This window comes from Dysgonomonas mossii (assembly GCF_004569505.1).
In the GTDB taxonomy this organism is placed as follows: domain Bacteria; phylum Bacteroidota; class Bacteroidia; order Bacteroidales; family Dysgonomonadaceae; genus Dysgonomonas.
The window spans coordinates 45,216-65,048 of sequence record NZ_SPPK01000001.1; the positions used below are offsets into that span (position 1 = coordinate 45,216).

Annotated in this window: 17 protein-coding genes; 6 read left to right on the forward strand and 11 right to left on the reverse strand. The window is 38.7% G+C overall.

The window, feature by feature from the left end:
• Positions 1-82 precede the first annotated feature (82 nt).
• From E4T88_RS00205 to E4T88_RS00220, 4 genes are all read right to left on the reverse strand, one after another.
• Entirely contained in the window at positions 83-775 is a 693-nt protein-coding gene (locus E4T88_RS00205) for a DedA family protein (protein WP_135103443.1), read from the reverse strand.
• A 79-nt stretch (positions 776-854) separates the two neighbouring features.
• Positions 855-1,397 (reverse strand): DJ-1 family glyoxalase III, encoded by a 543-nt coding sequence (locus tag E4T88_RS00210; RefSeq protein WP_135103444.1) that lies wholly within the window; start codon positions 1,395-1,397, stop codon positions 855-857.
• Positions 1,398-1,403: 6 nt separating this feature from the next.
• Complete coding sequence (locus tag E4T88_RS00215; RefSeq protein ID WP_135103446.1) at positions 1,404-2,267, reverse strand: energy transducer TonB family protein; 864 nt, start codon at positions 2,265-2,267, stop codon at positions 1,404-1,406.
• Positions 2,268-2,270: 3 nt separating this feature from the next.
• A complete protein-coding gene (locus E4T88_RS00220) occupies positions 2,271-3,002 on the reverse strand; it encodes a pyridoxine 5'-phosphate synthase (RefSeq protein ID WP_135103447.1) in 732 nt (243 codons plus the stop codon).
• Between the two features lie 203 nt (positions 3,003-3,205).
• On the opposite strand from E4T88_RS00220, the gene E4T88_RS00225 reads away from it, so the two are divergent.
• Positions 3,206-4,075: an NAD kinase gene (locus E4T88_RS00225; protein ID WP_135103449.1), complete on the forward strand. Its 870-nt coding sequence runs from the start codon at positions 3,206-3,208 to the stop codon at positions 4,073-4,075.
• Positions 4,076-4,090: 15 nt separating this feature from the next.
• Here the strand turns inward: E4T88_RS00225 and lpdA are convergent, their stop codons facing one another.
• A complete protein-coding gene (lpdA, locus tag E4T88_RS00230) occupies positions 4,091-5,446 on the reverse strand; it encodes a dihydrolipoyl dehydrogenase (protein WP_135103451.1) in 1,356 nt (451 codons plus the stop codon).
• 657 nt (positions 5,447-6,103) lie between these two features.
• Here lpdA and E4T88_RS00235 point away from each other — a divergent pair.
• Together E4T88_RS00235 and E4T88_RS00240 are read left to right on the forward strand one after the other, a co-directional pair.
• A complete protein-coding gene (locus tag E4T88_RS00235; RefSeq protein ID WP_135103452.1) occupies positions 6,104-8,503 on the forward strand; it encodes a TonB-dependent receptor in 2,400 nt (799 codons plus the stop codon).
• A gap of 92 nt (positions 8,504-8,595) precedes the next feature.
• Positions 8,596-9,762: a PepSY-associated TM helix domain-containing protein gene (locus tag E4T88_RS00240; protein ID WP_135103454.1), complete on the forward strand. Its 1,167-nt coding sequence runs from the start codon at positions 8,596-8,598 to the stop codon at positions 9,760-9,762.
• On the opposite strand, the gene E4T88_RS00245 is transcribed toward E4T88_RS00240, so the two are convergent.
• Genes E4T88_RS00245 through E4T88_RS00265 form a run of 5 tightly spaced genes read right to left on the reverse strand, consistent with a single transcriptional unit; the run spans position 9,713 to position 13,286 of the window.
• Complete coding sequence (locus E4T88_RS00245; protein ID WP_135103455.1) at positions 9,713-10,936, reverse strand: C45 family peptidase; 1,224 nt, start codon at positions 10,934-10,936, stop codon at positions 9,713-9,715. The two genes, E4T88_RS00240 and E4T88_RS00245, sit on opposite strands and share 50 nt — an antisense overlap.
• 36 nt (positions 10,937-10,972) lie before the next feature.
• On the reverse strand, positions 10,973-11,728 hold the full coding sequence (locus E4T88_RS00250) for an SDR family NAD(P)-dependent oxidoreductase (protein ID WP_135103456.1): 756 nt from the start codon (positions 11,726-11,728) through the stop codon (positions 10,973-10,975).
• Positions 11,729-11,739: 11 nt separating this feature from the next.
• Positions 11,740-12,402, reverse strand: coding sequence for a lipoyl(octanoyl) transferase LipB (gene lipB / locus E4T88_RS00255; RefSeq protein WP_135103457.1), 663 nt, complete (start codon positions 12,400-12,402; stop codon positions 11,740-11,742).
• A 13-nt stretch (positions 12,403-12,415) separates the two neighbouring features.
• The gene (gene ruvC / locus E4T88_RS00260) at positions 12,416-12,973 is read right to left on the reverse strand and encodes a crossover junction endodeoxyribonuclease RuvC (protein WP_185146723.1); all 558 of its coding nucleotides are present in this window, start codon (positions 12,971-12,973) and stop codon (positions 12,416-12,418) included.
• 4 nt (positions 12,974-12,977) lie between these two features.
• Positions 12,978-13,286 carry a DUF4286 family protein gene (locus tag E4T88_RS00265; protein ID WP_135103460.1) on the reverse strand — a complete coding sequence of 103 codons (309 nt, stop codon included), beginning with the start codon at positions 13,284-13,286 and terminating at the stop codon, positions 12,978-12,980.
• A 221-nt stretch (positions 13,287-13,507) separates the two neighbouring features.
• Between E4T88_RS00265 and E4T88_RS00270 the strand changes: the two genes are divergently transcribed.
• A complete protein-coding gene (locus E4T88_RS00270) occupies positions 13,508-13,798 on the forward strand; it encodes an energy transducer TonB (RefSeq protein WP_194215959.1) in 291 nt (96 codons plus the stop codon).
• Positions 13,799-13,894: 96 nt separating this feature from the next.
• Here E4T88_RS00270 and E4T88_RS00275 read toward each other — a convergent pair whose 3' ends face one another.
• The gene (locus E4T88_RS00275; protein ID WP_135103463.1) at positions 13,895-16,321 is read right to left on the reverse strand and encodes a beta-glucosidase; all 2,427 of its coding nucleotides are present in this window, start codon (positions 16,319-16,321) and stop codon (positions 13,895-13,897) included.
• A 181-nt stretch (positions 16,322-16,502) separates the two neighbouring features.
• On the opposite strand from E4T88_RS00275, the gene E4T88_RS00280 reads away from it, so the two are divergent.
• Together E4T88_RS00280 and E4T88_RS00285 are read left to right on the forward strand one after the other, a co-directional pair.
• A complete protein-coding gene (locus E4T88_RS00280) occupies positions 16,503-17,249 on the forward strand; it encodes an NUDIX hydrolase (RefSeq protein WP_135103464.1) in 747 nt (248 codons plus the stop codon).
• 213 nt (positions 17,250-17,462) lie between these two features.
• A complete protein-coding gene (locus E4T88_RS00285) occupies positions 17,463-19,811 on the forward strand; it encodes a hypothetical protein (protein WP_135103466.1) in 2,349 nt (782 codons plus the stop codon).
• Positions 19,812-19,833 lie beyond the last annotated feature (22 nt).

Genomic DNA, 19,833 nt, shown 5'->3' on the forward strand with positions numbered 1-19,833 from the left:
AAATTAAAAAACCATCTTACTGATAAGAGTTGATCAGTAAGGTGGTTTTATTTATATATAAAGATAAATTTAATTATCTTTCTTAATTTCCTATTTTGGCTTTAGCTTTCGCTTCCTTTTTTGATTCCCACTTAGCCTTAGCTACTTCGTAAACACCCGGAAGAATAGATACGACAACAATAATAATGACTACCTTGTCGAGATTTTTTTCTACCCATTCGTTACTTCCTATAATAGCACCTAAAGCACAAAAGATAACCACCCATGCTATACCTCCTATAACATTGTAGGAGAAGAAATGTTTATAGCTCATTTTGCCCATACCTGCAACAAAAGGAGCGAAGGTGCGAACAATAGGCACAAAGCGGGCAAGGATGATAGTTTTGCCTCCATGTTTTTCGTAAAACTTGTTTGTTTTTTCGAGATATTCTTGCTTGAATATCTTCGACTTGGGATTGCTGAAGAGCTTTTCTCCGAAGAGACGACCTATCGAATAATTTACTGCATCTCCTATAACAGCTGCTACAATCAGTATACCGACAAGGTAATAGATATGTAGTGGATTGTCGGGGCGTACAGCGATAGCTCCCGCTAAAAATAATAAAGAGTCACCCGGTAAAAATGGTGTTACAACCAAACCTGTTTCGCAGAAAATGATCAAAAACAAAATGGCATATACCCATAAGCCATATTCAGTTACCAGCATGTCTAATGTTCCGCCTGTATCTCTTAACAGGTTAAGAAAGAAGTTCCAAACTTCGTGTAAGAATTCCATTTTAATGTTGTGTTACTTAATTTTTATGGTAATACGAGAAATGATGAGATTCGCACCTCATCATTTCCCATTAAATTTTTCACTGAACCAACAAGCCGGCTGCGACTTCATCTCTCTTTGTCTTCCCTGCCAATTGTTCAACAAGGCTTAGTGCAAAATCGATAGTCAGTCCGGGACCTCTTCCGGTAGTTATATTTCCATCTATTACAACAGCTTTTTCTGTTTGCAATGTAGCTCCTTTCAGGTATTGTTCATATCCGGGATAGGCTGTTGCGCTCTTCCCTTCCAAAAGACCTAAGCCTCCTAATACCATCGGTGAAGCGCATATTGCAGCAACCTTTTCACCTTTGTTGGCAAAAGCGAGTAGTTCTTTTTTCAAGCCCTCGTGTTCGTTGAATTTTGTTGTACCTCCCGGCAAAACAAGCATTTCTGCTTTAGAGAAGTCAACCTCGTCGAACATCAGGTCGGCTATTACAGGTATTTGATGACTGGCAACCACTTGTTTGCTATCAGTCAACGAAACTGTTTTCACATCCAAACCTCCACGGCGAAGAACATCGACTGTTCCAAGAGCTTCAATCTCTTCAAATCCTGTGGTCAGAAATAAAAATATAGTTTTCATATCCATTTAATTTAAATTAAACTTATATGTGATTGTTCCTTTTTGATTGGTGACAGATGACACTGTATTGAACTTTGTTCTTTTTGCCGCTCTTAGAGCTTCGTTCCGTAGATTTGTGTTTGGCGTATTTGTGCCTTTTCCGATTGTGGCTTCTACTACATCACCTTTAGCATTTACCAATATATCGACAACAACAGTGCCGTAATCATCTACCGAATAGTTCGGTTTGATTAGTCCGCCACTACCAAGGCTGCGCCCTCCAAGATCGAATGATCCCCAGCCGCCAACTCCTGACGTTTTACCATAACTGGCATTTCCTGTTGGTACACCTTGTGTGCCTGTTCCTTCAGTATTACCTCTGCTGCCGCTGCCTGTTCCATTGCCAAACAGTCCCGCCATTTGGTTGTTGATCTGTCCTTTCTTAGCCGCTTCTTGTTGTGCTACACGGTCAGCTTCAGCTTTCTTCCGCCTTTCGTCTGCTTCTTGCTGTTTCTTTTCTTCCGCTTTTTTCTTAGCTTCTTTTATAGCTACTGTTTCTTCCAGATTTTGAGTAACGGGAGCTTCCTTTGTGTTCGATACTGCCGGTTTTGTTTTGGTTGCAGTATTTTCTACCATCGGGATAGGATCTTCAACCACATTGGGTGAAGTGGCTTCTTCAGCACCAACGTCTCCATTGCCTCTACCAAAGGGCTCATCGTCTCCAAATGCATCGGGTACGTTGCCAAACATAACAGGAACTCCTCCCAAATCTTCGGCAGTCCTTGCCATTGGTGTCAAATCGAGGGTATAAAAAATAAGAGCTAAGATAATTAGCAAGTGAAATCCGATTGTTGCACCTAGACCTATTATTTTATCCTTCTGAGCTTCCATTTTTTAGTCTACTTCAGTTTTTGGTTTCAGGCAATCCTTGTATGCCTTTATTGTATTTTCAAGACCCAAATACAATGCGTCGCTGATAAGGGCATGCCCAATAGAGACTTCATCTATTGTGGGTATATTTTCATATAGATAATTCAAATTTTCGAGACTGAGGTCATGACCTGCATTTAATCCTAGTCCAAGTTTCTTCGCTAATTTGGACGCAGCTACAAAAGGCTCTATGGCAGCCTCTTTGTTTTTGACATAATTGGAGGCATAAGGCTCTGTATATAGCTCAATCCTGTCTGTTCCCGTTTTTGCTGCTGCTTCTATTATTTCGAGTTCTGTGCCAACAAAGATAGATGTGCGTACACCTACAGCCCTGAATGTATCAACCAAATCGGATAGGAATTGTTGATGTTCAACAGTGTTCCAACCTGCATTGGATGTAATCGCATCGGGCTTGTCCGGAACAAGTGTTACTTGTGTGGGACGTATCGTTGTAACAAGGTCTATAAACTTTTGTGAAGGATAACCTTCGATATTAAATTCAGTTCTGATCTTCGCCTTTAAGTCATACACGTCTTTGAATCGAATATGTCTTTCGTCGGGACGGGGATGAACTGTTATACCTTCTGCACCAAATTTTTCGCAATCGAGAGCAACTTGTACAACATCCGGAACATTACCTCCTCGAGCATTGCGTAGTGTTGCAATCTTATTAATATTTACACTTAACTTTGTCATGTCAAACCATTAAAAACCGCCGTTCTTCACAAATTGCCAGAGATAGATGTTAATAGATAAAACTTTTTTAGCACCTTTGTGGAACGATATCAAACTACAAATGTAATATGATTTGATGAGAATGCGCGTATCAGTTCCGTTTTATTAACAGCTTAGAAAATCATTTGTTTGTATATAAATAGGTTCCGTTAAAAGTAAATGCGATGAAAATAGCCATATTCGGTAGCAAACATCAGAAGAAAGAACAGGTCGAAAAGTTATTTGGAATCTTAAACGATAACAACGTAGAAATCTATCTTCAGGAGAAATTCTATTACTACCTAAGAGATTGTCATCACTTGCAATATAATGTCGCAGGTATTATAAAGAACGATGAGTTCGATGTTGACCTCGTGGTTACAATCGGAGGAGACGGAACATTCTTGCGTACGGCATCGGTAATAGGCAAAAAGAATATTCCGATACTCGGTATAAATGCCGGACGATTAGGCTTTCTGGCAGATGTAGGTGAAGAAGATCTGGAAGTTACCTTCGAAGATGTATTTTCGGGTAACTACCGTATCGAACATCGTAGCCAACTGCATCTGACTACCGAACATAAAATATATCATGGCTTCAACTATGCTCTCAACGAAGTGGCTATTATGAAGCAAGATACGGCTTCGATGATCACCGTGCATGCATATATCAACGACGAATACCTGACTTCGTATGAGGCTGACGGACTCGTTATGGCTACACCTACAGGCTCTACGGCATACTCGCTCAGTGTGGGAGGGCCGATAATAGCGCCCGATGCTCACAACTTCGTTATTGCTGCCATAGCCCCTCATAGCTTGGGCGATAGACCTTTGGTTATAACAGATGATAGTATCATCACCTTTGATGTAGAAAGCCGTAACAATAGTTTTCTCATCTCATTGGACGGAAGGTCTAATGTATTTCAGGCAGGGACGAAGCTGACTGTAAAGAAGGCAGACTTTACTCTTCAGGTATTAAAACGGAAAGATAATACCTTCTACAAAACATTGAGAAGTAAACTGATGTGGGGCGTTGATCCCCGCCAAAGCTAAGACCTTCCCGTAAGACTATAAGAACAGCGATTCATGTATAATCTCTCCTACTGTAGGATGAGGGAATACAATTTTCTGAAATTCTTCTACAGTAAATCCTTTTTCGATGGCAATGCCCGCTATAACCACCAGTTCCGAGGCGGGATTACCTAACATGTGGCAACCTATGATTTTCGAATCTTCGTCGATGATCAGTTTGCAAACACCATTTCCCAGTTCATTCTCAGCTACAAAACGTCCCGAATATGCCATTGGGAGTTTGTGAGCAGTGTGTTTTATACCTTTAGCCGTAAGCTCTTCTTCTGTTTGTCCTACTCCTGCAATCTCAGGGTTGGTGTATACCACTCCCGGTATTGCCTTGTAGCTCATGCTGTCGGTCTTACCCAGTATATGATTGATGGCTACCTCTCCTTCACGTACCGCAGTATGTGCGAGTAGTGAATATCCTGTAATATCTCCGCATGCATATATATTGGGGTGAGATGTCTGCATATTCTCATTCACCTTCACGCCATTTCTGAACAACTCGATATTTAGCTTATCCAGATTCAGGTTTGCTGTAACAGGGCGTCGTCCTGTGCTCAGTAATATCTGAGAGGTTTCGATTGTTGATTGTTCCCTGTCTTTTTCGATAATAATCTGACCGTCTTTTATTTCAACGACCTTGGTGTTCAGGTGAAAGTCGATACCTTTCTTCGTATATTCTGCACGAAGCATGGCTGATAGTTCTTTGTCCATTGTGCCGAGTATTTCGGGTAACATTTCTATCACTGTCACTTTTACTCCCAGACTATTAAAGAATGAAGCAAATTCGACACCGATAACTCCCCCTCCGATAACGGCTAAAGATTCCGGTACTTCCTTATTGTCCAACGCCTCTTTCGATGTCCAGTACCCTGATTCGCTGAGTCCCTTGATAGGAGGAATAATTGTTTCAGAGCCTGTTGATAATAATACCTTTGCTGCGGTAATCGTTTCACCGTTGCATGATATGACGATATTACGCTCTCTGTCTTCACCTTCTATGGTTGCTTCGCCTATAATTACTGTTACATCATGAGCAGCCATTTTCTGTTTGATGCCGGCTACCAGCTTGCGCACTGTTTTTTGTTTGCGGGCAATTATTTTAGGCAGATCGAAAGTTGGGCTTCCTTCTACGCCGACTCCATACTTTGCAGAGTTTTTTACATTGTCTAGGGTCTTTGCCGAGTATAGAAGGGTTTTGGTTGGGATGCAACCTTCATTGAGGCATACGCCACCCAATGCATTCCTTTCGAATAATACAGTTTTTAATCCGTTGGCAGAAGCTCTCTCGGCTGCGGTATAACCTGCGGGCCCTCCTCCAATAATAGCAACATCGTATAAAGTCATATTCTAATTATATAGTAAAAAAAGTAACAAGGTTACAAAAATAATTGATATTCATTTTCAGTATCTTATGAGCAAAAGGTGACAAAAGTGACAGTTTTATCGCTGTCTTATCTGTTACCTTTTTATCCTCTGTGCCTACTCTGATAAAGATAAAATCTTATTGTTTTTATACAAGACGAGTTTGTCATATTATAAGATATAGCAACATGGTAAAGATAGGGAATTTAGTGATTTGTTCCTCCCAATAGAAGTTAGATTATTCGACCTTCTATTGTTTTTTGCTTTACTTTACTTAAATACATTGTCTCAGTTTATTTGTGTGAAAGAAGTTTACTCTTTCAATGTTATCCTTTCCCCTGTAATTATAATTAATCTTTATATACCTGAATGTAGGTGTTTTTTCTATTCAAAATCATTATTTATGGTGATTGTAGCTTTTTGTACTGATTTATATTTTTGTGCCGAAAAAGCACTGTTTATTTTTATATAAACGAGTAAGCAAATTAAGGAGACAAAAAATGCCGGGCTCATCCCAAAGGATAACTAAAATATCTATAATCTTTTGATAGTAGAAATAGACTTTGTTTACGTATATCTGAAACATACGTGTGTTAAGCTGATTAACATACAAAATTATTATCATAAAATTACTTACAAATGCAACAACAACGTATTTCTTTACGCCTGTTCGGTATAATGTTTTTGCTTATGGGCATTGTCATATCATTGTCAGCACAGCAAAAATCGGCTGTTATAAGTGGTCGGGTATTTACTTCTGATGGAAAACCAGCTTCTAACGTTAGTATAACGATAGAAGAATTACATAGGAGCGATATGTCGAATTCTCAAGGATTCTATAAGATATCAGGCGTTCATGCCGGACGTTACACGCTCTTGTTCTCATCTGTGGGACTGCAATTGTCTAAAGTAGAAGTCGCTTTAGAGTCAGGCAAAGACCTACAGGTTCAGGATGTTTTCTTGAACGAAACGACCGAAAATCTGCAAGAGATAGAAATTATAGCAACCAAGAAAAACCCATTTGCTGAAAAAATAAGTGCATCGGTTGCTAAACTACCACTTGCCGACTTAGAAAATCCACAGGTATATAATACAATCAACAAGACGGTTATTAAAGAACAAGTCGTTACAAGCCTCAATACAGCATTGAAAAATGCAACAGGTATAACCCGTCTGTGGGAAAGTACCGGACGTGCAGGCGATGGTGCGGAATATTACACCATGCGTGGATTTTCTTTGCAACCTACCATTGTGAATGGTGTGGCTAACATCAGCAACGGAGCTTTGGATCCTGCGAATGTAGAAAATATAGAAGTGGTAAAAGGTCCTTCGGGAACACTTTACGGTGGAAACCTTATTTATTATGGTGGTCTGATCAATGTTGTTACCAAGAAACCGTACGATACTTTTGGCGGAGAGTTTGGTTACATTACAGGTAGTTATGGGCTAAATAGAGTAACAGCGGATGTAAATACCCCGTTGAGCGACAAAGCCAGTATGAGAATCAATGGAGCTTACCATTATGAAAATACATTTCAAGATAATGGTTATTCAAAATCATTTTTTATAGCTCCTAGCTTTAAGTTTAAGGCTTCAGATCGCTTAACTTTCTTTATTAATACGGAATATAAATCGTTGGAGAGAACAACTGCTCCTATGATTTTCTTATACCGCTCTGCTCCCGTTACCTTCTCAAATATTGATTTGTTTGAAAAGAACTATAAAAAGTCATATACAAGTAATCGCCTTGCTGTCAATAATCCGACCTACGGTATGCAAGCTCAGGCTTTGTATAAAATCAATGAGAACTGGAACTCGCAGACTATTGTGGCCGCCAGCAATACAAAATCTGACGGATATTATCAATATTTATGGGACAATGTAAATGGTAGCGATTTTACACGCTACATCTCCAGATTAAATTCTTCTACCGATGCTATAAATGTTCAGCAAAACTTTACAGGAGATCATAAATTTGGTAACATGCGTAACAGAGTTGTTTTCGGTGTAGATTATTTACAGAAAGAATATCAGGATAATGGTTATGCTTGGGTTGCAAACGGAGTTGTGTCGCTTGCCAATCAGACAGATACAGGCGTGCTTACCGCTACAGGAGTGGATGCTCTCTTATCTGCTGATCCGGGAAGTGTATCCAATTCTACCGTTAAGATTTGGAGTACCTATTTGTCTGATGTTGTCAACTTTATTCCTCAACTGTCTGCATTAGTAGGACTTCGCTTGGATAACTATTCAGCATCAACTTCGTGGAATGCTAAAGAGGTGAAAAATCAGGTGACTTTCTCTCAAAAATTAGGTCTTGTTTACCAGCCAATTTTGCAACATCTTTCTTTGTTTGCTAATTATATGAATGGCTTTCAAAATCTTGAACCTGTAACGCAGCACGATGGTTCGGGTAATACTTCTATGAAGATCTTGAAACCTGAGAAAGCGAATCAGTGGGAAGTGGGTGTGAAAAGCAACTTGTATGGCGATAGAGTTTCGTTGACTGTGAGCTACTATGATATCAAAGTTTCTAACAAGACGATGGCTGATCCGGCGAATGTGTTGAATGTAATTCAAGGCGGAGTGGTAAAGAGCAGAGGGGTAGAGGTTAGCCTTATTGCCAATCCTGTTGTAGGATTGAATATGATTGCGGGTTATAGCCACAATTACAATAAGATAACAAAGGATGCTGCCGATGGTGATTATATCGGTTTAAGATCGGAAGAGTCAGGTCCGGCAAACTTGTTTAATGCATGGGTAAGCTACAAATTGACTACAGGTTCATTGAAAGGGTGGGGAGTAGGCGCAGGTGCTAACTACGCATCAGAATATAAAACACTCAACAGACACTCAACCGGTAGTTTCACTTTGCCAAGTTATACTATTTTCAATGCATTGATCTCTTATAATGGAGATAACTATACCATCAGTTTGAAAGGGGATAACCTCGCCAATAAAAAATATTACGGAGGATGGAGTACAGTTACACCGCAGAAATTGCGTACCATATCTCTTGCATTGAATTATAGATTCTAAGAAATAATGAGGTTGTCCCAAAAGTAATATTTTAATAATCAAAATTACTTTTGGGATATCCTCTTTAAATTTTCTAATTAAAAAAAACTCTCATGACATTCAAAAAGATAGCTTATCAACTGCATCTTTACCTGGGGCTTATCTCCGGGCTTATTTTTTTTATTGTATGCCTGACGGGAGCTATTTGGGCATTAAAGCTGAATGGATGGGTAGATCAGGAGAAACTGCCCGAAGTATCGCAAGGCAAACATACGACAGTTGTTTCGCCCTCATCGGTAATAGAAGTTGCCAAGAAAGAGTTTAAAGATAAAACGCCTGATTATATAGAGTATTCGGAAGATGCGCCAATTAAAGCAACTTTTCGTGGACAAGGTTATAATTATTCGCTGCAAATGGATCCTTATACTGGTAAAGTGATATCGGTAAAAGGAGCTGAAGGTTCTTCGGGTTACGACTTTTGGGATTTCATTGGGATGGGACACTTTTCACTTTGGCTTCCTTATAGTATAGGGCAACCCATTGTAGGGTATTCTACATTGGTTTTTGTGATTGTAATAATCACAGGACTTATCCTTTGGATTCCGAAAAGTAAAAAAGCCCTTAAATACAGTCTCTGGTTCAGATGGAAGAAGAAAACCAAAATGTATAAGAAAGTGTACGATTTGCACAATATTCTTGGTTTTTATGCCGCTTTTATACTTCTTATCATAAGCCTTACGGGTATGGTGTGGGCACTGGAATGGTGGTCGCAGGGTGTATATAAGGTTACTTCGGGTGGCAGGGTGATGCCTGAATGGAGAATGGCACAATCCGATACGTTGCATGTTGATACTCCGGCTAAAGATATTTATCTGGGAATTGATTCATTGTTTTCGGATCTGTCGCAAAAAGCTCCCACTGCTCAGGCTTTTTCGATATATTTACCCAATGTAGAAGATAAGGCTTCAGCCATTATGATAACCGTATTCCCCGACAAGAAACTGTATTACAATGTAGATAGGTACTCGTTTGATAAATATAGCTTTAAGCAGGTTGAGGTTGATCATCCGTATCAGGGTAAATATGAAAACAAAGATTTTGCGGACAAGCTACGCCGTATGAATTATGATATTCATATCGGAGCCATAGGCGGTACAGCGGGTAGATTATTGGTATTTCTTTCTACTCTATTTGGTATGAGCCTGCCGTTGACAGGATTATATCTTTACATCAGAAAGAGGAAGAAAACGAAGGAGAAAAAGAGTAATATTGCTGAATAAGATTATCTACCCACTTGCAAAACTCTTTTAGTTCAGCCGGATTATAGCCATCCTTTCGCCAATGGTTTAATAGAGAATCGGATTTGTTTAATATCTGATTTTCTATAGGTTTTATCTTTTGCAGAATGCCGTTGCCATCAGCGGTAATGAGTGCTGCTAGATTGATATAGTCATTGCCTTCTCCTCTGTCTATGGGGAAGAGTTGTTTCTTTAGTTTCAGAGACCAATCGCATAGCTTTGCATTTCCTGTTTCATCAGCAAGCATTGTGGATGGGTACCAATTGTCTTTGTTGAGCCATACGGGTACAACCACTGTGGTAAGTGGTGAACCTAATATCGTCCACATAGTGGTAAGCGAAGCGGGTTCAGCTTTTTTTACGCCTTGCACAACGATAACCGAAGAGGTAGAGTAGCGGGGTATATAGTCTCTGAATGCTGCAAAAACAGTCTTTGAAGTGTCTTGAGGCATTATGTCATATAAGTTTGTCCCGGTCAGTCCGTGTGTGAGATGACGTGAAACATCCTGTAACAAGAAGCGGTAAGAAAGTGAGCCTGATAAAGCAGCATTGTAAAATAACGGTTCGGCAGCCTGATAGCGGCTCAAACCCTTATCTCTGGCTCTATCTCCCGAAAAAGAATAATTGGTGCGTATAATATATCCCATAGGAGCTATGGAAGGATCATTTGCATCGTATTTCTTGAAGGTATAATCGCCTGTTTCGTAATAGGCAGCTCCTCCTTGTGCGTCGATCACCCCGAAGTTTGCATTTACATAAAGAGGCTTCGGTAATGTTTCCAGCATTTTTTCGAAATCGGCGAGCGTTGCACATTGTTGCAGAGCCATTTTTATGATAATCCCTTCACGTTCCTCAGGTCCTACTTCCTTCTCATTCAGGTTGTACGATGCTGAATTCATTATGGCAAAGCCTGTAGAGTTGTAGCCTCCCCATACTTCTTTGCCTGTCTTATCTGTACTGTTTACAATACCAATGTAATTATACTTACCATCGCTAAAAGCCATTAGTTTATTCTGTAAGGCACTTGTATCCCTGTGTTTGTAGAGCAAGGGGCGTCCGTCGATAGTTCCTTTACCTGATATAATAGCAGTGGTACATGCTATGGCGTGACCAGAAAGGACGAATAGCAAAAGATAAATAAAATATAGGCGTTTCATAGTAACTGATTTTAAGACAGATAAAAGTAATATATTTTATTCTATATATATCATCTTTTTTGTCATACCTCCGTCAACTACAATATTTTGTCCATTAATAAAATCATTCGCCGGATCGCAAAGGAACAGGCAAGTGCGAGCTATATCTTCGGGTTTGCCCACTCTGCCCGAAGGGTGCTGCTTATGGTCTTCGGGACGTAAATCGCCATAATGCCCTGTGTCTATCCAGCCCGGACTGATACAGTTCACCGTTATATTATATTCACTAAGGGAAATAGCTAAAGCGTGAGTAAGCGATACGATTGCTCCTTTAGATGCCGCATAGGCTTCGGAATTCGGTTCGCTCATCAGGTAGCGGGTAGATGCCATGTTGATTATTCGCCCGTAGGTGTTTAATTCTTTATTTAGTGAGCGGTGTTTTGCTAATGATTTGGCTAATATGAATATAGGACGTAGGTTGATGTTCAGAACTTTGTCGAAGTCTTCTACTGACACATCGAGTATCGATCCGAAATTGCTAACTCCTACATTATTGATAATGATATCTATATTTCCTTTCTGGGAGATAATAGTATGAATAAGGTCACTCAAAGCTCTTGCATCGGAAACATCAAGTTGGGCGAATGAGCATTTATAGCTTTTCATCTCTTCGCTTAGTCGCTTTCCTGCCTCTTCATCCATATCGCAAAAAGTAACATCTGCTCCTTCTTCGCAAAAAGCTTTTACTATGCTTCTGCCAATACCATTGGCTCCGCCTGTGACAAATACTATCTTGTTTTGCAAACTCTCCATAATTATTGTGCTTATTTGGGGATGAATACCTCTTCAAATAATATTTTCATTCTGCTTTTTACTTCTTCCATATCTACCTTATGCCCAAGCTCTTTTTCAAGCGATGTTACGCCTTTGTCAACAAAGCCACAAGGATTGATAAGTGAGAAATAAGATAAATCTGTATTTATGTTGAATGCAAATCCGTGCATTGTCACAAAGCGGCTACTACGCACACCTATCGCCGCAATCTTTCGTGTGCGAGCAGGGACTGTTGTATCTATCCATACACCTGCTGCACCTTCGAGTCTTTCGGCTTTGATATTGTAAGACGCCAAAAAACGAATTATAATTTCTTCTAGGTTAAAGATATATTGCCTCAGTCCGATGTCGTATGATTCCAAATCGAAGATAGGATAACCTACAAGTTGTCCCGGACCGTGATATGTAATATCTCCTCCACGATCTATTTGGAAAAGTGATACTCCTTTTTCTTTTAGAAAATTTTCCTGAAACAGAAGGTTTTCATGTTTACCATGTTTGCCAATTGTTATAACATGTGGGTGCTCGCAAAACAAGAGGTAGTTTTCGGGCTGTTCCCCTTTCTCCTTAAGGGATAGAGCTTCTGCGAATAACTCTTGCTGGTATTTCCATGCATGCCCGTATTCTATATTTTCTAGATCTTTGTATATCATTGTGTTTGCTTATTTATTTAACTTTTCCCGGATTTTTATTTATAAAATCTTTCCAACTTGTAAATTTCTTTTCTTGTGTAGGGTTGTTTGTTTGGAAATAATGGCAAACTGCAGCGGCTAAACCATCGGTAGCATCCATCTGAGTTGGCATATTATTGTCGGGTATATGGAGGAAATGTTGTAACATATAGGCAACTTGTTCTTTAGCTGCACGTCCATTTCCGGTAATTGACATTTTTATTTTCAATGGGGCGTATTCAAAAATGGGAATGTCCCGCGATAATGCAGCTGCCATGGCTACTCCCTGTGCTCTACCCAGCTTGAGCATACTTTGTACATTCTTTCCAAAGAAAGGAGCTTCGATGGCTAGTTCATCGGGTAGGAATTCATCAATCAGCCCAATTATCCGTTCAAAAATCCGTCGGAGTTTCAGATAATGGTCGTCATACTTACTGAGTTGTAGTACCCCCATTGCTAATAGTTCGGGCTTGTTATTCACTACACGCAAGATACCGTATCCCATTACTTGTGTGCCGGGGTCGATACCCAATATTATTCGTTCTTTTTGTATCATACTACAAGCTTATTTCTTCCAATAATGTAACAAACCCCAAAGCCTTATTTCCAAACAGAGAGGTTAGCTCTTTCTGGAGGGCTTCGCCTTCTGTAGCATACCAGTGATTGAGCGTATCTACATTCTTCACCTTGAACTGTAATGAATAGCTGGTTCCACTTTCCTCATGCTGTGCGTGGATACGTGCGAAACGAGGTTCGTGTAAGAAACCGCTATTCGTTGCTTTGATTATGTAAACATCTTTGATAAAACGGATATAATCGTTGCAGACTTCGTCTTCTACATGAAATGTAGTATTGAAAATGATCATTTGTCAGTGTTTTTTTCTAAACAAAAATACGAAAAGTTTATGGTTTTTTCTTCAAGAATGAAACAAGCTGTTCTTGCTTATGGAATTTTATAGATTTAGATATCTATTAGAGAAAGATAATTATTGCGATTATGAGAAGTATGTTTTTTTACTTATTTTTTTATATTGCTATTATTTGTAATGCACAGACTAACGGGAACGTTTTAATTACAACAGAACCAATGCCGACATATCCGGGTGGAGAAAGTGCTTTATATTCTTTTATCGAAAAGAACTTGGAATATCCCAAATCTGTTCAAAAACAAGGAATAGAGGGACAGGTCGTTGTACAATTCAATATTGCGCCTAATGGGGAAGTCGTGAATGTGAGAATAAAAGAGGGTTTAGAGTCTTCGTGTGATAGCGCTGTTGTAAGAATGGTAAAAATGATGCCTAAATGGATTCCGGTAAATAAGAATAGGCTCTCGGATGAATTTACTTTACCTGTCATTTTTAAATTAAAGTCAGAATAGGCATATTAATATTGTTAGTAAATGATTTCTTTAAATTAAAGAGGTTGTCCTGAACCAATTTTCAGAACAACCTCTTTGAATATTTATATAAGTTAATTAAGGTTTTAAGTCGACAAAAGAAGCCTTGTTATTCAGTACATTATTTACTTTTTCTACAATTTTTGTTTCCGGCAGCATAAATGACTCTTTAACCTTTGTGTCTAGTGCTGATGCTGCCACTTCAATCTGATAAGAACCTTTGTCAGCTACCCATGCACTCTTTCCTTGATTAAAAGAAGCTAGGTCGCGAAGAGTTAAACGTAAAGTTACTGTTTGTTCTTCTCCCGGTTTTAGCAATCGGGTCTTGGCAAAAGCCTTAAGTTCTTTTGCGGGCTTATCTATAACATTCGTTGGCGAGGATAAATATAACTGAACGATTTCTTTTCCTGCCACTTTTCCTGTGTTCTTCACATTAACGCTTACATACAGTTCGTTGTCAAACATCTTGTCGCTTATTCTCATATCAGTATACTCAAATGTTGTATAAGACAGACCATATCCAAACTCGTATGCAGGTTTTACATTGAAGGTGTTGAAATATCGGTATCCTACATATACTCCTTCTTTATACATCACTTCGGTTGGTTTGTCGGCAGGAAGTCCTTGGAAATTCTCGGCAGAAGAAACATCCTCATATCTTACAGGAAATGTCATTGATAATTTTCCCGACGGGTTTTCTTTCCCTGATAAAATGTCTGCTACAGAGTTTCCTGCTTCTTGCCCCGGAAGCCAAGCCATTAAGATTGCGTCCACTTTGTCTTTCCAACTTGTAACTTCTATTGCTCCTCCATTATTGAGAACCACTATCACTTTTTTTCCTTGAGCGTGAAATATAGATGATACATTGTCTATTAGGTTCAGTTCTTCTTGTGTCAGTTTAAAATCAGCTTCAATCTTTCTATCATCCAGTTCTCCCGAACTTCTTCCTATGGTAATTATTGCAACATCATTTTTTGAGGCACTTTCTTTTATCATCGATTCCTTAAGTTTTGGTTGAGGCATCAGCGGAACCAGCATTAACGGGTTCGCTTTTAACGCTTCTTTTACTTTGGCTGCCTCAGCATTTACAAATGGAGTATAAAATTGATCTAGTTTCTGATCCGTTGAATAGCCTGCATTCTTTAGTCCCTCTTTTAGTGATACAATATATGCCTTGTTTACATCTCCACTACCTGTTCCTCCTGCAATGAGATTGTAAGATAAGCTTCCGAAAACAGCCAGATTCTTTGTGCTTGGAGCAAGAGGGAGAGCATTCTCTTTATTTTCTAATAAAACCATGCCTTCGGTTGCTGCCTGACGTGTGAGTTCTGCATGTTTTTTCAAGTCGGGTTTGTTTGAAAATTGATAGTTTCTTATTTTGTTTGAAGACAAGATCATATCCAATATTCTCTTTACACAAATATCCAAATCCGCTTCGGTAAGAGCTCCCGATTTTAAATCATTCAGTATGTCTTCTTTTTGCGAAGGGATACCCGGCATTAATAAATCATTACCTGCTTTTAGTTGCAGCGATGTGTTGTGTTCTTTCCCTTTACCCATCAGAGCCTCTAGTCCGTTGCTATATCCACCAAACCAGTCTGTTATAACTACACCTTTGTATCCCCATTCGTCTCTTAGTATTGTTGTCAGCAAATCATAATCGGCAGAAGTATATATTCCGTTTATCTTGTTATAAGAAGACATTATGGTTGCTGGGTTTGATTCTTTAACTGCGATTTCGAAACCTCTTAAATAAATCTCTCTTAATGCCCTCTGAGATACATTGACATTCAAGTCCATCCTGTTTTTTTCACTGTTGTTTGCCGCAAAGTGTTTTACCGATGTTCCCGAGCCGTTCTCCTGTATACCGTTTATCATTGCTGCCGCAATTTTTCCTGTCAATAAAGGGTCTTCCGAGTAGTATTCATAATTTCGTCCACAGAGTGGGTTTCGCATAATGTTGATGGCCGGAGCAAGTTGTATATCAGATCCGTATTCCAATACTTCGTTTCCTATTGCTCGCCCTACTTGTTCTATCAACTTTGTATCCCAAGTGCAAGCTAATAGAGTGCCCACTGGGAAGCCGGTTGCATAAAATGTTTGATCTGTGTTTTTTCTGTTTGGGCTGATGCGGACACCTGCCGGCCCGTCTGTCATCACAATAGCCGGGATACCATATTTGTCAAGAGGATAAGTTGTGCCGGCAGCACCCGGGACTAGGTATTCCGTTCCTCCTACTACCATGTCTTTTATCAACCCCTCGAAGCCTTTCATGCCTGTTCCCAACACTAGATTTATTTTATCGTCTAGTGTCAGGCGAGTCATTAAGTCTGAAATTCGTTTGTTGTTGGGCAAACGAGTATCTTCATACGGTTGTAGTTTTCCGTCATTATTTAAGTCTGGGAATGTTTTTCCATCTACAACAATTTGTTTAGGCGGTTGGCCTAATAATTCAAAAGTTGCGATAATTAAACAAAAACCTGTTAAAATATATTTTTTTATCATATCAATATTTTTTTATCAATTTTATAATAACGTATTTTACACACCAGAGGCAAAATTAATACATATGCCCATATGACGTACATAATACGCTTTTATTTTTTATGTTGTATAACATGCAGCATGAGGGATCATGTCGTCTGAAAAATAGATATTGGTTTAATGATGTAAAGAAGAGAGACTTATGAAATCATTGTACTTGGAGACTTTTAAAGCACAGACAGAAAATATACACCCGGGACTATCTGTAGACTGTGTTATTATATCTTTTCATGAGCAAAAAATGAAGATATTGCTCAATAAATATAAATTAAGTAAACTGTGGATGTTGCCGGGAGGTTTAGTCCATAAAGAAGAAGATGTGGATGAAGCTGTACAAAGAGTTTTACTTCAGCGCACCGGTTTGACTAACATAAAATTGAGACAATTCTATTTATTTGGAAAGAAAGATCGCTGTAATATAGATAACAATAGAGATCTGCTGGAAAGTTATGGTGTTAGCCCTGACGATATCCCCAATTTGATGAGCCGATATGCGACGTTGGGCTATTTTGCTTTCGTGCGTTACGATCAGGTATCGTTGAGCGAAGACGATACAGACTTGAGTATGTGGTTTGATATAGATAAAATACCTAAACTCAGCCATGACCATAATGAAATCATAAATCGGGCAATAAAGCATATACGACTGCTTATAGACGTTATTCCTATCGGATATGAATTGCTTCCCGAGGAGTTTACGATAGTAGAGTTGCGAAAGATATATGAAGATATATTGGGAGAGGAACTTGATAAGCGTAATTTTAGAAAACGAATGCTAACTTCTGAATTGATTGTTAGTCTTGATAAAAAGAGAGAATTAGATCCCTATCCTCAGCCAAACTTGTACTCCTTCAATATGAAGAGAATAGAAGAGCTGTTGGATTTATGATATAATCATTTTGTTATTATTTATGTGTATCCAAGTATGTTTTATTCATGCTTGGATATTTTTTTTCTTATTTTATGTTTTAAAACATGTTATTTTGTTGTGGCGTATATTGTACGCTAATGAATAATGCTATACTTTTGTATCGCGTATTAAATACACCACACGTAAAAGACTGAACTTAACAAAATTAATCCCTAATGTTTTAACATAAATATGAGAAATATAAATATCAATAAAGTAATATATACCGCTATCTTACTATCCTTATTGGGTAGTACAACTATATATGCGCAAAAGGTTGAGGCGCTAAAAAAGGATACGGTTGCAGCCGATGCTAAAGATGAAAAAAACATGATGCTGAATGCCAGCAGCAGTACGGGCCCTCGTACAGTAAATATCGGACTGCCTGCCGGGGTTGGCGGTACATCGGTTATGGAAAATGGACTACCTGTCTCTTACTTTTACTGGCCGGTTCTTCCTACTAGAGCATGGCGATTGGATGCTTCAACTATAGGTTTCGAAACTCTAAACTTAAATCAGACAGCATTGCGTACGGGAGATGTCGGCATTTCTATTGCTACGTATGATAATCTGGGGACAGATAGGGTATTTGGTAATTTTGACATTACCGGAAACCATTACGGCTTGATGAAAGCTACTGGTGCTATAAGTGCTCCGATCAATAAAAATGGACTTTCTTTTGCAGCAGGGTTTTATCTTAATTATGATCCCGGAACATTAGACGTCCCTTTCAAAAAATACTATAATGACCAGACTCAAATGTTTAAAGGAGCATTGACCCAGAAATATAACGGAGGCAGGGATAAGATCAGCGTTATGTATAAATATATGAATACAGGTGGAATATCTTTAGGTTTCAGTCCCTTTTACTATAATGGGGATGGTAGTATAAAGGAAATTCCAGGCGTAAAAATCGGACGGTCTTCATTCTTTGAAAAATCAGGAAAAGTATGGATGAAAGACGTGTATTCAGGGAATATGATTGAAGAAGATATGTTTGACCAAAATAAATGGAAAACACATGAATTATATCTTATCGGAGAAAACAAATTTGATAATAACTGGAACTTAAACTATACATTTAAATTGTCACAAACCAAAGGCTCTCAATTGATCCAGGTGCTGTTAGGTGCACACGATATCACAGGTTATAGCTATATGGATGGTACGCCTGTAAAAGGGAATGCCGGCATTCAGCATTGGCTCTTCTCTAATCCCGAAATGACTATAAAAACTCTATCAGGAGTTTTGAATCTGAATAAAAAGACCAATACGCATGATTTTAATATAGGCTTAATGGGGGCTATGTATAATCCGGGAGAATATTATACAAAAACCTCAACATATTATACAGACGTAAAAGAGAACCCTTCTAAAGTTGTTGATAACTCTAATCAGATATTTCAATTTGATCAATACGGTCAAATTAAAAGTATAGTAGGAAATGAAATGTACAATATCGGAACAGAGTACGATAGCGGATATGAAAGAAAACTGGCTTTATATTTCTCTGATAAATGGAATATCAGTCCAAATTTTAATATGGGATATGGTGCGAGAGTGGAATGGCAAAAAGTTAAGGGAACTTATGCCCCTAGATATAATAAGAATGGAGATCTTTTGTCTGTAACGGCGCGTAATGCCGATGGGACTTTATCTAAAGACAAATCTAAATATAAAGCAATAAATGATGATTATCTGAATCTTGTTTTTAATGCTGATGCTCTTTATAAACTGACAAATAGCTTTGGTTTACTAGCTGATGCCGGATATAACAGGCAATCACCTCACTTGGAAAGCTATGCAGGTCAATACGAAGTAGATGCCAAACAAAATACGGTATTAAGTGGAGGCTTAGGTTTATACTTCAATCACCCGCTGGTAGAGTTGGTATCGAAAGGTACTTTTATCAGTAAAAATAATTATGTTGGACGCATGGACCTGAAGTTAGGAAATGAAAGTGCTAACACGGTTATTTACTACGACATTCAAACACTGGGTTGGACGACGGACTTTATGTTTACGCCGTTTAAGTTTTTCGACAATTCTCTAAAAAACTTTAACCTTCACTTTTTAGTGACACTGCAAGATCCTGTTTACAAAAACTATTCGATCAATCCCAAGTTCCCGAGTGGAGCAATGCTTCCGGAGCCTGTAAAATTTGACGATAAAAATGTTCTTGTGGTTTCTAAATTCTTACTCGAGATAGATCCTAGCTATTCATTCGGTATAGATAAAAATACAAACGTAAGAGTTTGGTTAAGTGGTCGTTATTATAGTAAGCAGTATGCAAACCTGCCAAACAACTTATATTATAAAGGTCACTGGGAAACATTTGGAGGTTTGAATATAAACTACAAAGGACACTTCGATTTTTATGCCAATTTTGTAAACCTGCTTAATCAAGAAGGTATCGGCGGTACAATCGGAGGAACAGACCTATATAATCAAGAGCAGGCAAATGCAGTTGCCGGAACTATACAGGGTGCGACCTATATTCGTCCGTTTACAGCAGAATTTGGTGTTAAGTACAGATTTTAATATAATATTTTAATAAATAGAG

Coding starts and splice junctions, on each gene's coding strand:
- E4T88_RS00275 (WP_135103463.1), bottom strand. CDS start 16,321: ATGATAAAAAAATATATTTTAACAGGTTTTTGTTTAATTATCGCAACT.
- E4T88_RS00215 (WP_135103446.1), bottom strand. CDS start 2,267: ATGGAAGCTCAGAAGGATAAAATAATAGGTCTAGGTGCAACAATCGGA.
- E4T88_RS00220 (WP_135103447.1), bottom strand. CDS start 3,002: ATGACAAAGTTAAGTGTAAATATTAATAAGATTGCAACACTACGCAAT.
- E4T88_RS00225 (WP_135103449.1), top strand. CDS start 3,206: ATGAAAATAGCCATATTCGGTAGCAAACATCAGAAGAAAGAACAGGTC.
- E4T88_RS00270 (WP_194215959.1), top strand. CDS start 13,508: ATGCCGACATATCCGGGTGGAGAAAGTGCTTTATATTCTTTTATCGAA.
- E4T88_RS00285 (WP_135103466.1), top strand. CDS start 17,463: ATGAGAAATATAAATATCAATAAAGTAATATATACCGCTATCTTACTA.
- lpdA (WP_135103451.1), bottom strand. CDS start 5,446: ATGACTTTATACGATGTTGCTATTATTGGAGGAGGGCCCGCAGGTTAT.
- E4T88_RS00250 (WP_135103456.1), bottom strand. CDS start 11,728: ATGGAGAGTTTGCAAAACAAGATAGTATTTGTCACAGGCGGAGCCAAT.
- E4T88_RS00280 (WP_135103464.1), top strand. CDS start 16,503: ATGAAATCATTGTACTTGGAGACTTTTAAAGCACAGACAGAAAATATA.
- E4T88_RS00235 (WP_135103452.1), top strand. CDS start 6,104: ATGCAACAACAACGTATTTCTTTACGCCTGTTCGGTATAATGTTTTTG.
- E4T88_RS00265 (WP_135103460.1), bottom strand. CDS start 13,286: ATGATCATTTTCAATACTACATTTCATGTAGAAGACGAAGTCTGCAAC.
- E4T88_RS00245 (WP_135103455.1), bottom strand. CDS start 10,936: ATGAAACGCCTATATTTTATTTATCTTTTGCTATTCGTCCTTTCTGGT.
- E4T88_RS00240 (WP_135103454.1), top strand. CDS start 8,596: ATGACATTCAAAAAGATAGCTTATCAACTGCATCTTTACCTGGGGCTT.
- E4T88_RS00205 (WP_135103443.1), bottom strand. CDS start 775: ATGGAATTCTTACACGAAGTTTGGAACTTCTTTCTTAACCTGTTAAGA.
- E4T88_RS00210 (WP_135103444.1), bottom strand. CDS start 1,397: ATGAAAACTATATTTTTATTTCTGACCACAGGATTTGAAGAGATTGAA.
- lipB (WP_135103457.1), bottom strand. CDS start 12,402: ATGATATACAAAGATCTAGAAAATATAGAATACGGGCATGCATGGAAA.